At 67.6% G+C, this 13431-nt stretch carries 11 protein-coding genes; 3 read left to right on the top strand and 8 right to left on the bottom strand.

The annotated features are described in order from the left end of the window. The first annotated feature begins 68 nt into the window (after window positions 1–68). On the top strand, window positions 69–2342 hold the full coding sequence (locus VH567_RS01425; RefSeq protein WP_423323651.1) for a ComEC/Rec2 family competence protein: 2274 nt from the start codon (window positions 69–71) through the stop codon (window positions 2340–2342). Window positions 2343–2941: 599 nt separating this feature from the next. Here VH567_RS01425 and lexA read toward each other — a convergent pair. Both lexA and VH567_RS01415 read right to left on the bottom strand, forming a co-directional pair. Further along, the gene (gene lexA, locus VH567_RS01420; RefSeq protein WP_423322555.1) at window positions 2942–3607 is read right to left on the bottom strand and encodes a transcriptional repressor LexA; all 666 of its coding nucleotides are present in this window, start codon (window positions 3605–3607) and stop codon (window positions 2942–2944) included. A 68-nt stretch (window positions 3608–3675) separates the two neighbouring features. Further along, the gene (locus VH567_RS01415; protein ID WP_423322553.1) at window positions 3676–4857 is read right to left on the bottom strand and encodes a molybdopterin molybdotransferase MoeA; all 1182 of its coding nucleotides are present in this window, start codon (window positions 4855–4857) and stop codon (window positions 3676–3678) included. 508 nt (window positions 4858–5365) lie between these two features. On the opposite strand from VH567_RS01415, the gene VH567_RS01410 reads away from it, so the two are divergent. Further along, the gene (locus VH567_RS01410; protein ID WP_423322551.1) at window positions 5366–6100 is read left to right on the top strand and encodes an energy transducer TonB; all 735 of its coding nucleotides are present in this window, start codon (window positions 5366–5368) and stop codon (window positions 6098–6100) included. A 97-nt stretch (window positions 6101–6197) separates the two neighbouring features. Here VH567_RS01410 and moaC read toward each other — a convergent pair whose 3' ends face one another. Genes moaC through VH567_RS01390 form a run of 4 tightly spaced genes read right to left on the bottom strand, consistent with a single transcriptional unit; the run spans window position 6198 to window position 9040 of the window. Continuing rightward, on the bottom strand, window positions 6198–6665 hold the full coding sequence (gene moaC / locus VH567_RS01405) for a cyclic pyranopterin monophosphate synthase MoaC (protein WP_423322549.1): 468 nt from the start codon (window positions 6663–6665) through the stop codon (window positions 6198–6200). Further along, window positions 6662–7453: an indole-3-glycerol phosphate synthase TrpC gene (gene trpC / locus VH567_RS01400; RefSeq protein WP_423322547.1), complete on the bottom strand. Its 792-nt coding sequence runs from the start codon at window positions 7451–7453 to the stop codon at window positions 6662–6664. The genes moaC and trpC overlap by 4 nt, the downstream gene beginning before the upstream one ends. A 1-nt stretch (window position 7454) precedes the next feature. Then, complete coding sequence (gene trpD, locus VH567_RS01395; RefSeq protein ID WP_423322545.1) at window positions 7455–8447, bottom strand: anthranilate phosphoribosyltransferase; 993 nt, start codon at window positions 8445–8447, stop codon at window positions 7455–7457. Further along, complete coding sequence (locus VH567_RS01390; protein WP_423322543.1) at window positions 8444–9040, bottom strand: anthranilate synthase component II; 597 nt, start codon at window positions 9038–9040, stop codon at window positions 8444–8446. Before VH567_RS01390 ends, trpD begins: the two co-directional genes overlap by 4 nt. A 201-nt stretch (window positions 9041–9241) precedes the next feature. Here VH567_RS01390 and VH567_RS01385 point away from each other — a divergent pair, with 201 nt between their 5' ends. Then, entirely contained in the window at window positions 9242–9646 is a 405-nt protein-coding gene (locus VH567_RS01385; RefSeq protein WP_423322541.1) for a hypothetical protein, read from the top strand. A 186-nt stretch (window positions 9647–9832) separates the two neighbouring features. Here VH567_RS01385 and trpE read toward each other — a convergent pair whose 3' ends face one another. Both trpE and VH567_RS01375 read right to left on the bottom strand, forming a co-directional pair. Beyond that, window positions 9833–11323 (bottom strand): anthranilate synthase component I, encoded by a 1491-nt coding sequence (gene trpE / locus VH567_RS01380; RefSeq protein WP_423322539.1) that lies wholly within the window; start codon window positions 11321–11323, stop codon window positions 9833–9835. A gap of 4 nt (window positions 11324–11327) precedes the next feature. Beyond that, a complete protein-coding gene (locus VH567_RS01375) occupies window positions 11328–13283 on the bottom strand; it encodes a SurA N-terminal domain-containing protein (RefSeq protein ID WP_423322537.1) in 1956 nt (651 codons plus the stop codon). Between the last annotated feature and the right edge of the window lie 148 nt (window positions 13284–13431).

Genomic DNA, 13431 nt, shown 5'->3' with positions numbered 1-13431 from the left:
GAAACAATGGAGAAACGATGGCCATGACAGCCGTCGCCGCCCCTAGCATGCGTCCTTGGCGGCGACAAATGGGCGTGCCGCGATGGGGGGCTGTCGTCGGGCTTGCCGTGGAGCGCGGGGGGCTGGCAGTCGAGCGCTGGCTGGAGGCGGAGCGCGACCAATTGGTGCTGTGGCTGCCGGTGATGCTGGGGGGTGGGATCGCGTTGTGGTTCGCGCTGCCTGACCCGGCGGCGTGGGGCGTGGCGATGTTGCTGTTAGCGGCGAGTGGGTTGGCGTGTCTGGCCTTGGGGCATGGCGGTCGCGCAGTGCGGTCGCTGGCGATCGGGTTGCTGACGGCTGCACTCGGCTTGAGCTTGATCTGGGCACGGTCGGAATCGGTGGCGCGGCCGGTGCTAGGCGGCCCGACGATTGCGAGCTTCTCGGCAAAGGTCGAGGCGATCGAGCCGCTGGTGGCGCGGAAACTGGTGCGGTTGACGGTCCTGCCGGTCGGGAAGGGGGTGGAAACCGATGGGCAACCAGTCGCCTTGCCGTATCGCATCCGCGTCAATCTGGCCGAGGCGGATGCCCCGAAGCTGCTCGGGACCGGGGCCGTCGTGCACTTGCGCGCCCGCCTGATGCCGCCGCCTTTGCCAGCGGTGCCAGGCGCTTACGACTTCGCGCGCGTCGCGTGGTTCGGCGGGATCGGTGCGACCGGGCGCGGCTTCGCGCCGGTGGTCGTGACGACGCCGAGCGAATCGGGCGCCGGTATCCGCGTCGCGCTGTCGCACCACATCGTTTCGCAACTGGACGGGAGCGCGGGCGGTATCGCGGCAGCTCTCGCGACCGGCGACGTTGGTGCGATCAGTGAGGAAGATTCGGAGGCGATGCGGCGAGCGGGGCTCGCGCATTTGCTGTCCGTAAGCGGATTGCACATCACTGCGGCGGTGGCCGCGACTATGTTGATCGTGTTGCGTCTATTGGCGCTCAGTCCCTGGCTGGCGCTGCATGCGCGCCTGCCGTTGATCGCGGCATTGGCGGGTGCGGCGGCGGCGATCGGTTATACATTATTGACCGGGAGCCAGGTGCCGACGATTCGGTCGTGTGTTGCTGCGTTGCTTGTGCTGGCGGCGCTGGCGATGGGGCGCGAGGCAATGACGTTGCGGCTCGTCGCGGCCGGAGCGGCGTGCGTCATGCTCGTGTTGCCGGAATCTGCTGCGGGGCCGAGCTTTCAGCTCTCGTTCGCGGCGATCACCGCGATCATGGCGCTGCACGAGCATCCTGTGATCCGCGCGTTCTTCGGGCCGCATGACGAGGGACGCGGGCGCAAACTCGCGCGCGGCATCGCGTCGCTGCTGCTGACCGGACTGCTGGTCGAATTCGCGCTGATGCCGATCGCGGTGTATCATTTCCACAAGGCGGGGCTGTACGGCGCGTTCGCCAACATCGTTGCGATTCCGCTGACGACATTCGTGGTTATGCCGCTTGAAGCGTTGGCGCTGCTGCTCGATGCGGGCGGTCTTGGCGCGCCGATCTGGTGGCTGGTGCAGCGATCGCTCGATGCGCTGCTGTGGCTCGCGCACATCGTTGCCAGCGCTCCCGGCTCGGTGCGGTCCTTGCCCGCGATGCCGACGGCGGCGTTCGCGCTGATGATCGTCGGGGGGATTTGGATTGCGCTGTGGCGGACGCGGTGGCGACGCCTTGGACTGGTGCCGCTGGCCGTCGGCGCGATCTGGGCACTGACCACGCCGGCGCCGGACGTTCTGGTGACGGGTGACGGTCGCCACGTCGCGGTACGCACCGCCGCCGGGCTGGCGATGCTCCGCGACCGGGCGGGCGACTACACGCGCGACATGCTGGCCGAGAATGGCGGGGTGGACGGCGAGCCGCTCCTGCTCGCGGACCAACCCGATGCCCGGTGCAGCCGTGATCTGTGCGTCACAGATATCGCAGGACGAGGACGGATGTGGCGCATCCTGGCGACCCGCAGCGCCTATATGGTCCCGATTGCTGAACTGGTCGCCGCCTGTAGCAATGCCGACGCCGTCGTCAGCGAACGCGGTCTGCCGAAACGCTGTGTACCGCGGTGGCTGAAACTGGATCGTCGCGTACTACGGCGAACGGGAGGCGTCTCGCTGACCTTGGGGAGCGGGATGGTAGTGACCGTCCTAAACGCAGGCGATCGTCACCCCTGGCGCGATCCCCCTCTCCTCGAACGCTCCACGCACTCGTTAAAGCCGCGACATGGCCCCCCCGTCGGCGTTTCGAGCCGGCCAAGGCCGTCAAAAATAGAAATGTTCACGCGAAGGCGCAAAGGCGCGAAGGTAGTGCGATTCGGGAGACCTCAACACCTTCCTGAACGATAAGCCGACGTCGGTTTATCGGCGGTCCGTGAAAGCCGGTAGGCGCCTATCCAAATACAACATCTTCGCGCCTTTGCGCCTTCGCGTGAGCAAAATCTTCTGTCGTCGCGTGCGATCGTATTGCAAAGAATTGGTTCACGCGGAGACGCGGAGACGCGGGGAAGGTTCTTGTATGACGGGGTGGCTGGGGCTGGCGACTGTCTTGGCTTCCTTCCGAAGACGTTTAGAGGCGCTTCGTGCTCCCGAAGCGAAACACCTCCGCGTCTCCGCGTCTCCGCGCGAACCAATTCTTCGGCAGCGCTGGGGATTGACGGCGAGATGTTCGCGCAGAGGCGCAGAGGCGCGGAGATTGGGCGTTCGAACCGAGTCCGCGCTCATGTGTCGGACCACGGGATGGTCTTCCGGACGCTTGGGGGGCGTGTCGAAAAACTAGCCGTTTTTTCAACACGCCCAGAGAAGCTAGCTTAATTTGCCGAAGAGATCCGGTCGCTGTTGTCGGCAGGAGGAGCGACTTGACCTGGATGCTCGGCTGCCGCTTTTCCTTCGCAATCAAAAACCGAGACCGGCCTGCGTTCACCATGACACAGGCCGGTCTCGGCAGTTTAGTCGTAGCGGCGGAGGATGCCGGAGAGCTTGCCCTGCACGCGGACTTGCGCAGGCGCGTAGCGTTGCGGGTCGTAGGCTCGGTTTGCCGGGTCGAGGCGGACCATGGCGCCTTCGCGGCGGAAGTATTTCAGGGTGGCTTCGCTCTCTTCGATCAGGGCTACGACGATCTCGCCGTCTCGCGCGGTTTCGGTGCGGCGGATCAGGGCGTAGTCGCCGTCGAGGATACCGGCTTCGACCATCGAGTCGCCGGAGACTTCGAGCGCATAGTGTTCGCCGGTGCCGAGGAGTGCGGCGGGGACGGCCAACATCGTGCTGCCTTCGAACGCTTCGATCGGGACGCCGGCGGCGATGCGGCCGTGGAGGGGGATCTCGACGACGTCGTTCGCTGGCTGTGGCGCGGCGGCGGGCTTTACGTTCGATGCCTTTGACGGCGCCTTTTTCTCGGCGCGCTCGGGCATGCGCAGCACTTCGAGTGCGCGTGCGCGGTTCGGCAGGCGGCGGATGAAGTTGCGCTCCTCGAGCGCGCTGATCAGACGGTGGACGCCCGACTTCGACTTGAGGTCGAGTGCGTCCTTCATCTCCTCGAACGACGGCGAGACGCCGGTTTCGTTGAGGCGATCGTTGATGAAGCAGACGAGTTCGTGCTGCTTGCGCGTGAGCATGGCGGTTCTCCGTCCGGAACAGACTGGGAACTTCTATGGAACATAATTAACGCCGTCAAGCATCCGTATCACGCGATTACGAGGATTTCCGCCGATTCGCCGGTCCTCGCGACGGGAGCGTTGCCGGGACGGACGATGAGGCACGTCGAGCGGGCCAGGGTGAGCAGCATCGAGCTGTCCTGGATCGTCGAGGCATAGGCTTTGCCGTCGCGGAGTTCGGCGCGCAGATAGTCGGTGCGGGCGTTGTTGGCGGGGAGGTCTTCGCCGAGCAGCGCGTGGGTCGACTGGGGGAGCGGATCGCGCGCGCCGGCCATGCGCGCCACGACCGGTTTCACGAACAGCGTCGCGGTGACGAACGCGGAGACCGGGTTGCCGGGCAGGCCGAGCACCATCATCTCGCCGATCCGGCCGGCCATCATCGGCTTGCCGGGGCGTAGCGCGATCCGCCAGAAATCGATGGTGCCGCCAGCGGCTTCGATTGCGGGGCGAACGAGGTCGTGGTCGCCGACTGACGCGCCGCCGGTGGTGATGAGCAGGTCGGCCTGAACGCTGGCGAAGGCGTCGCGCAGGATTTCGAGATTGTCTGGGAGGATGCCGAGGTCGATGATGTCGACGGGTATGTCGGTGAGCATTGCCGCCAGCATGATGCCGTTCGATTCGGGCAGTGCGACGCCGTCGGTGGTCGAGCCGGGGGGGACGAGTTCGTCGCCGGTCGCGGCGACGGCGACGCGGACGCGGCGGTTGACAGCGAGGCTGCCGTGGCCGCCGGTTGCGGCGACGGCGATGCGCGCGGGGCTGAGGCGGTCGCCGGCGCCGATCAGGCGGGTGCCGGTGGAGAAATCGAGGCCCTTGCGGCGGGTGTTGCGGCCGAGTGTCGGCGGGCCTTCGCCGGCGAGGATCAGGGTTTCGCCGTCTCGCTCGGCTTCTTCCTGGACCATCACCGTGTCCGCGCCTTCGGGCATTGCTGCGCCGGTGAAGATGCGGGTGGCTTCACCTTGGCCGACCTTGCCGGTGAAGGGGCGGCCGGCGGCGCTTTCGCCGATGACTTTCCAGGGGCCGGGGAGGTCTTCGAAGCGGATCGCGTAGCCGTCCATTGCCGAGAGGTCGGCGGCGGGCTGCGTGCGGCGGGCGAGAATGTCCTCGGCGGCCCAGCGGCCGGCGGCTTCTCGCAACGTCACGGTCTCGTGGCCGACGCGGGGGGCCATGGCGAAGAGGCGGGTCTGGGCTTCGGCGACGGGGACTAGGGTCATACGTTAGGCTCTGTTTTCGGACGATTTTGAAAGGTGAGGTGTGGGAAGTGTAGGCGCTGGACGCGGTTTGGCGGTTGGGTGCTTCGTAAAAGAGAATCGCAGGGTGCGTGGGTATGTTCCGCGCTTTGCCATGGGTTTGGGGTGTAGGACAGGTGTCGTTGGCTTAGCGGGGGCTACGTGCTGGACCGTCAGGGGGCCGTTGGGTCCGTAGACATCGGGCGCTGGTGGCGACCTCTTCCTTGTTCTCCCGCGAAGGCGGGAGGCCAGGCTGGGTCCCCGCCTTCGCGGGGAAACACGGGTTTGGCCGACGTCGCTCGTTATCAGTTTGGCCTTGCCAACTGGGCCCCGGCCTTCGCCGGGGTGGTGTTTCGATTTTGATTTGCCTCGGTCTTTTTCCAGAGTGGCCATCGCGGGCGGCCCGGCAGCTGATCTGGTCCTCCGAATGCTCGGCCAGCGCGGGTTCATCCTTTGCGGGGCTTTGTTTGGGGGAAAGAGACACCAGATCAGCATGATGACACGCAATCAGCCTCGGGCGAGAGACAGGATCGGGGCGGCGGTAGGCGCCGTCCTGCTGCCGGGGTTGCTCGGCTATGCGTTGCTCCATGGGTTGGTGGTACCGATGCCGGCTGCGGTGAGCGATGCGCTGAAGGTGTTCGGGGTGGCGCCGCCGCCACCGCCGCCGCCGGTCGAGAAGGTCAGGCCGCGGCCTTCGCCCAGTCGCAAGCCTCAGGGGGCTGCATCGCCGCCTAACCTGAAGTCGAAGGCGACCGAAGTCGTCGCGCCGCCGCCGGTAGTGCCGATCGTCGTACCGCCGCCGGTTGTGGTCGCGGAGAAGGCTGGGTTGGGCGCGCAGGCGACCGCCGGCGCTTCGGATGTGCGCGGGCCGGGGACCGGGAGTGGCGGGATCGGCAACGGTACCGGCAGCGGCGGGTATGGGGATGGCGACGGCGGTGGGGGCGAGGAGACGCCGCCGCGGTGGCGAAAGGGGCGGTTGCGGGATGCGGACTTTCCGAGCGATGCGCCGGAGACGGGGATTCGGGGGATCGTTTGGGTGCGCTATACCGTCGAGGTCAGCGGGCGCGTGTCGCATTGCCGCGTGACTCGGTCGAGCGGGAGCCGGGTGCTGGACACGCTGACGTGCCGGCTGATCGAGGAGCGGTTTCGGTATGATCCGTCGCTGGATGCGGCGGGGCGGCCGGTGGAGTCTACGATCGTGGAGTACCATGACTGGTCTATGGAATGAGGAGTGAAGTCCCAAGCTGAGCGCGCTTTGCTTGGCTTGCCCTCATCCTTCGCCGCCTTCGGCATCTCTCCCTCTCCCCTTTAGGGAGAGGGTTTTTTTACGCTGTCCAGTTGCCGGATTTGCCGCCTGATTTGGCGCGGACGCGGATGTCGCTGAGGACCATCGTCTTGTCGATCGCCTTCGCCATGTCGTAGATCGTCAGGAGGGTTATGGTGGCGGCGGTGAGCGCCTCCATCTCGACGCCGGTCTTGCCTTCGGTCGAGGCGGTGGCGGTGGCGGTTACGCCGGTTTCGTCGACCACCAGATCGATTTCCACCTTCGTGAGCGGAAGCGGGTGGCAGAGCGGGATCAGGTCGCTGGTGCGCTTGGCGGCCATGATGCCGGCGACGCGCGCGACCGCGAGGACGTCGCCCTTCTTGGCCGTGCCAGCGCCGATCGCGGCGGCGGCTTTGGCGGACATGGTGATGCGGCCGGAGGCGACGGCCTCGCGGGCGGTGACCGCCTTGCCGCCGACGTCGACCATCCTTGCCGCGCCGGCTTCGTCGATGTGGGTGAGGCCGGTCATCCTACGAGCGCTCGGGTAGCCGCTTCGACGTCGTCCTGGCGCATGAGCGCTTCGCCGATCAGGAAGCAGCGGATGTCGTGCTCGGCCATCGCGTCGAGTTCGGCGCGGGTCGTGAGCCCGCTTTCGGCGACGAAGGTGCAGTCCTTGGGCGCCTTGCCGACGAGGTCGTAGGTGCGCTGGAAATCGACGGTGAAGTCGCGTAGGTCGCGGTTATTGACGCCGATCAGGCGCGACTTGAGCCTCAGCGCGCGCTCCATTTCGTGCGCGTCGTGGACCTCGACCAGCACGTCCATGCCGCATTCGAGCGCGGACGCCTCGATCTCGGCCATCTGGACGTCGTCGAGCGCGGCGACGATGATCAGGATGCAGTCGGCGCCGATCGCGCGCGCTTCGGTCGACTGCCACGGATCGACCATGAAGTCTTTCCGAAGCACGGGGATCGAAACGGCATCGCGCGCGGCGGTCAGGTACGCGTCGGAGCCCTGGAACCACTTTTCATCGGTCAGGACCGACAGGCACGCGGCGCCGCCGGCTTCGTAGGCGCGAGCGTGCGCGACCGGATCGAAGTCGGTGCGGATCAGGCCCTTCGAGGGGCTCGCCTTTTTGACCTCAGCGACCAGCGCGTAACCGGTCTTCGCATCGCCCTTTTTCGCGTCGAGCGCGGCGCGGAAGCCGCGCGGTTTCGACATGCGGGCAATGCCGGCGTCGATGTCGGCGAGCGACGTCGTTGCTTTCCGTGCAGCGACTTCGGCGCGCTTGGTCTCGAGGATTCGGTCGAGCATGGTCATGTCAGTAGGCGATCCAGCGGGCGAGCAGCGCATCGGCGCTGCCGGTGTCGAGGGCGGCGGCGGCTTGCGCGGCGCCTTCGACGAGAGTGGGGACGGTGCCGGCCACCATCAAGGCGGCGGCGGCGTTGAGCAGGACGGCGTCGCGGTAGGGGCCCGCTTCACCCTTGAGCAGGCGGCGGAGTGCTTCGGCGTTGTGGGCTGCGTCGCCTCCGCGAATGTCGGTGATGGCGTGGCGGACGAGACCGGCGTCTTCGGGGGTGATCCTGGCGGGCAGCGCGACGCTGCCGACCGAGGCGACGATGCTGGGGCCGGCACCCGAGATTTCGTCGAGGCCCTCTTCGCCCGAGACTACCAGCGCGGCCTCGGTGCCGAGCTGTTCGAGTGCGTCGGCGTAGAGCGCGACGTAGTCGGGGCGGGCGATGCCGATGAGCTGGCGGGTGGTGCCGGCCGGGTTGGCGAGCGGGCCCATCAGGTTGAAGATCGTGCGCTTGGCTATGCGTTGGCGGATCGGGGTGATGCGCTTCATCGCCGGGTGGTGGTTGGCGGCGAACAGGAAGGCGATGCCGATCTCGTTGAGGCTCGCTTCCGCGGTGGCACCGGCACGGTCCATGTCGAGGCCGAGCACTTCCAGCGTGTCGGCGGCACCGGCCTTGCTGGAGGCGGCGCGGTTGCCGTGCTTGGCGACGGGGACGCCGGTCGCCGCGACGACGAGTGCAACCGCGGTCGAGACGTTGAGCGTGTGGTGGCCGTCGCCGCCGGTGCCGCAGACGTCGACCGCGCCGGCGGGGGCATCGATCGGGATCATGCGCTGGCGCATCGCGCGTGCGGCTTCGGCGATCTCGATGCTGGTTTCGCCGCGGGTTGCCAGGTCGGTGAGAAAGGTGGCGATCGCGTCGTCGCTAGCGCGGGCGTCGAGGATGTCGGCGAACGCTTCTCGGGCGGATTCGGGCGAGAGGGGAGAGAATGGGTCGGGGAGGAGCACGGTGGTCGTCACAGCTCCAGGCCTTCGCGCGGCTTTACCGGGATCCCGGCCACCTTCAGAAAGTTCGCCAGCATCGCGTGGCCGTGCTCGGTGGCGATGCTTTCCGGGTGGAACTGGACGCCGTGGATCGGCAGCGTCTTGTGGCGGAAGCCCATGACCGTGCCGTCCTGCGCGGTCGCATTCACCACCAGCGTTTCGGGGACTGCGTTGACGATCAGCGAGTGATAGCGCGTGGCGATGAACGGCGAGGGGAGGCCTGCGTAGAGCCCGGTATCGTCGTGGAGAACCGGCGAGGTCTTGCCGTGCATCAGGCCACCGCGCTCGACCTTGCCACCGAAATGCTGGCCGATCGCTTGGTGACCCAAGCACACGCCGAGCAGCGGCTTGCCGGCATCCGCGCAGGCCGCGACGAGGTCGAGGCTGACGCCCGCCTCGGTCGGCGTACAGGGCCCCGGGGAAATGAGGAACGCGTCCGCGCCCGACGACAGAGCCTGCCCGGCGGAGATCGCATCGTTGCGGACGACTTCGACCTCGGCACCCAGTTCCATCAGGTAATGGACGAGGTTCCAGGTGAAGCTGTCGTAATTGTCGACGACGAGGATCATGGCGCCGCCATAGCCTAAGCGTCACGCCACGCAACGGTGTTGCAGCGTCGTTGTGCGCGCTGCGACGGTTTGGCGCGTTTCTGCCGCGCGGCGGTCGCGCTCGGGCAGTGGCGATCCTATATGGACCTAGTCGGCGGGGCATCATTCAGCGCGGAGCAATGCCGCCTGAAGGACGTTATCCGCTCCAGAGGAGCCTGATCCATGTTTCGTACCGCCGTCCTAGCCGCACTGATAGCCTTCCCCGCCATGGCCGCCGCGCAGGACGCGCAGGTCGACAAACCGCCCCAGCGTATCCGCAGCGTCACGCTCACCGGCGACCAGCAATGCCCCAAGTCCAGTGGCAGCGAGATCGTCGTGTGCTCGACGCTCGACCAGCCGTATCGCATCCCGAAGTCGTTGCGCGAGGACAAGCCGATCGCCGCGCAGAACCAGAGCTGGGTGAACCGCGCGGCGACGATGGATCAGGTCGGGCGCGTGGCCGGCGGCCTGCCGGATACGTGCTCGGCGGTGGGTACGGGGGGCCAGTCGGGCTGTTTCATGCAGCGTAACCAGGCTTATGCCGCGGAGCGTCGTGCGTCGGCGAGCGAGACGAACACGACCCCGTGAGCTTTCGGTCAGCCGGACCGCTACCCAGCCTTAAAAGTAACCACCCCGGCGAAGGCCGGGGCCCAATTGGGGGGCGGGGCTAATGAAGGTCGCGGGCCGTTACCGCGGCCTCACCACTTGGGCCCCGGCCTTCGCCGGCGTGGAGTAACCGCTGGTTGCGGCCGGCTTGCTACCAGAACACCAAATTCACTGACCGAAGCCGGGTGCCTTGGCCCGGCTGACCGCCTCGCGCGCAGCGGCTAGAATCGCCCCCGCCTTGGCCTCGCACTCGCGTTGCTCGTATTCGGGCACGCTGTCGGCGACGATCCCAGCGCCGGCCTGCACGTGGATCGTGCCGTCCTTCACCACCGCCGTACGGAGGACGATGCACGAGTCCATCGATCCGTCGGGCGAGAAGTAGCCGACCCCGCCCGCATAGGCACCGCGGCGTTCGGGTTCGAGTTCGGCGATGATCTGGCAGGCGCGAACCTTTGGCGCGCCGCTGACCGTGCCGGCGGGAAAGCCTGCGAACAGCGCGTCGAGCGCGTCCTTGTCGGGCGACAGCGTGCCGACGACGTTCGAGACGATGTGCATGACGTGGCTATAGAATTCGACGCCGTAGCTGGCGGTCACCTGCACCGAGCCCGGCGCTGCGGCGCGTCCGACGTCGTTGCGGCCCAGGTCGAGCAGCATGAGGTGTTCCGCGCGTTCCTTCGGATCGGCGAGCAGGCTGATACGGTTCGCCTCGTCCTCGGCGGCGGTCTTGCCGCGGGGGCGCGTGCCGGCGATCGGACGAATCGTCACTTCGTCGTCGCGGACGCGGACGAGGATCTCGGGGCTCGAGCCGATCAGCGCGAATCCGGGCAGGTCTAGGTGGTAGAGGAACGGCGACGGGTTGATCCGGCGTAGCGAGCGATACAGCTCGAACGGCGGCAGCGCGAACGGCGTGCTGAAGCGCTGGGCGAGCACCACCTGGAAGATGTCGCCGGCGAGAATATAGTCCTTCGCGGTAGCGACCATCTCGCCGTAGCGGCCATCGGGCAGCGCTGGCGTATAGGCGGGTTCGGCGACGTCGGCACGGATCAGGGCGGGGACGGGCGTGCTGGCCAGCTTGGCAGCGATTGCGTCGAGCCGCTCTTCGGTCTCGGTCACGATCGCGTCGGCATCGCGCGCGGGATCGGGCCAGGCGGGTGCGACGAGGTACAACGCATCGGTCAGGCGATCGAACACCAGGACGACGGTTGGCCGCACGAAGATCATGTCGGGCAGGCCGAGCGGATCGACCGGCGGTTGCGGCAGGCTCTCGACGAGGCCGATCGTCTCGTAACCAAAATAGCCGACGAGACAGGCGAGCGCGCGGGGAAGTTCGGCGGGAACGTCCGCGCGGCATTCGGCGACGAGCGCGCGCAACGCATCGAGCGTTGGTACCGGGCACGGTTCAAACGTATCGCGATCGGTTGCCCAGTGGCGGTTGATCTCAGCGCTGTCACCGTGCGCGCGGAACAGCAGGTCGGGCGCGAGGCCGATCAGGCTGTGCCGGCCGCGGGTTTCGCCGCCCTCGACCGATTCGAGCAGGAAGTCGCCGCGACCCGGCTCGATCAGCTTCAACGCGGCGGCGACCGGCGTTTCGGTGTCAGCGACCTGACGGCGCCAGACGAGCGCGGGGCGCCCCTCGGCCAAGGCTTCCCGCGCGCTCATACGATCAGTTCCCGGTGCCGCCCTGGCCGAGCAGGTCGGCACGGACGCGCGCCAGCGAGGTCGGGTTGGTCTTCACGCCGACATCGGCGCGGACCGCCTTGGCGAACTGCTCGACATATTCGCGACCGACCGAGCGACCGATATTGGCGCGCGCGGCTTTGATCGCGGCGTCGTTGCCGGCCGCATTGCCGCTGGCGATGCTGTCGAGCTTGATGACGAACCAGCCGCTGTCGTCGGGCGCGGCGAGCGTCTTTGCGGTGTTCGGCGCCATGCTGAACATCAGCGCGAGCGCAGGCGGCGCACCACGCGGATCGGCAGCGATCTGCGCACGCGACGCGGTCAGCGGACGCGGGGCGGGGATCGGCAGCTTGGCCTGCGCCAGCGACTGCGCGATCGGCATGCCCTTGTTGATCCGGGCGAGCACCTCGTTCGCGACTTTCCGTGCAGCCTGTCGCGAGCGATCGGCATTCACGTCGCGCAGTACCGCCGCGCGGACCTTCGCCAGCGGACGCGGCGTCGCCGGAACGACACGGCCAAGCGCGACGACGGCGAACCCGCCATCGGTGCCGAGCTGGACGAGCTGCGGCCCATCGCCCTCGGCGGCCTGGAACGCGGCGGCGACGAGCGGCGCGATCGCCGGATCGGGCTTGCTGGCGGCGTCGTCGGGATTGACGCCGTTCGCGATCAGCGCGGGCGTGGTGACGGGCGTCAGCTTCTGGTCGGCGATCACCTCGTCGAACGTGGCGTTGCTCGACAGCGAGTCGTCGATCTTGTCGTGGATCGCGGACAGCGCCTCCGTCGATTTCTGGATACCGAGCGCGGCCGCGATTTCGCCACGCACCTGATCGAGCGAGCGACCGGCGACGTTCTCGATCTTGTCGATCTTCGCGACGGTCCAGCCAAGCGGCGTGCGGACCGGGCCGATCACGGCCCCACTCGCGGCGGCGAACGCGGCATCGGCGACCTGCGCGGACGTCGTGCCGGCATAGGCGGCCTTCTCGACGCCGGTCTGGGTCGACGCTTCGAGACCCGCGGCGCGCGCGGCGTCGGCTAGGCTGGTGCCGGCCTTCACCTTGGCGGCGAGCGCGGTGGCGCCGGCCTGATCGGCGACGACGACCTGCGTGATCGTCCGCTTTTCAGTCGCGGCATAGCGTGCGCGATCCTGCTGATAGGTCTTGGCGATCTCGGCATCGGTCGGAACCGCCTGCGCCTTGACCTGATCGGGCGTGACGATCGCGTAGCGGACGATGCGGCGCTCCGGCACCGTGTAGCGCGCGATATTACGCTTGTAGAAGGTGGCGAGGTCGGCGTCGCTCGGCGCGGGGCCGGCGGGAACGACCGCGGTCGGGATGAAGCCGATCGTGCCGGTGCGCTTTTCGAGCAGCAGCGACGCGTAGGGCAGCGCGATCTGGCTGGCGACCTGCGTCGCGCCGGTGCTCGGAATCGTGAGCTGCTGCGCGAACGTGTCGCGGATGATATCACTGCGGATCTGTGCGTCGGTCAGTTTCCGCTGCGCCAACACCTGGCGATACAGGTTCTCGTCGAACTTGCCGGTCGGGCCCTGCAACGCGGGGATGCTGGCGATCTGGCCGTCGACCGCGCGCTTGCTGACGACCATGCCCTGCGCACGACCGAACTGCTCGAGCGCCATGCTGGAGATGATCCGGTCGAGCGTGCCGTCGAGGCCGCCCTGATTGACGAAGGTCGCCATGTCGAGCGTCGGCTGCTGCTGGCGGAAGCCTTCGAGCTGGGTCTGCGCCTGCGTCTTGACTTCGTTGACGGTGACCTCGGCCTTGCCGACCTTGGCCACGTCGCCGCCGGTGATCCCCGCGCCGCCGGTCATCGAGCTGAGCCCCGTGATGTCGCCGGCCGCGAACGCGAGCGCGATCACGCCGAGTACGAGGAAGGTGATGATCACGCCGACCCGTGAATGGGTAAGACGGCGGAAGAAAGCGAGCATGGACAGCCGATCGACAGGGATAGAACGCGGTTGCTTTACGGGCGCGCGGGCGGCTCTTCAAGTCGGGCGCGTCATGCGGCGGTCCAGGCGGCGGTCAGGGGTGCGGTCAGGGGGCGGTCAGGTCGTGTGGGGTTGTGTGGGGCGGGCG

The organism is Sphingomonas sp. 4RDLI-65, assembly GCF_049472435.1.
GTDB lineage: Bacteria > Pseudomonadota > Alphaproteobacteria > Sphingomonadales > Sphingomonadaceae > Sphingomonas.
This window is presented reverse-complemented; position numbering and strand designations above follow the sequence as displayed.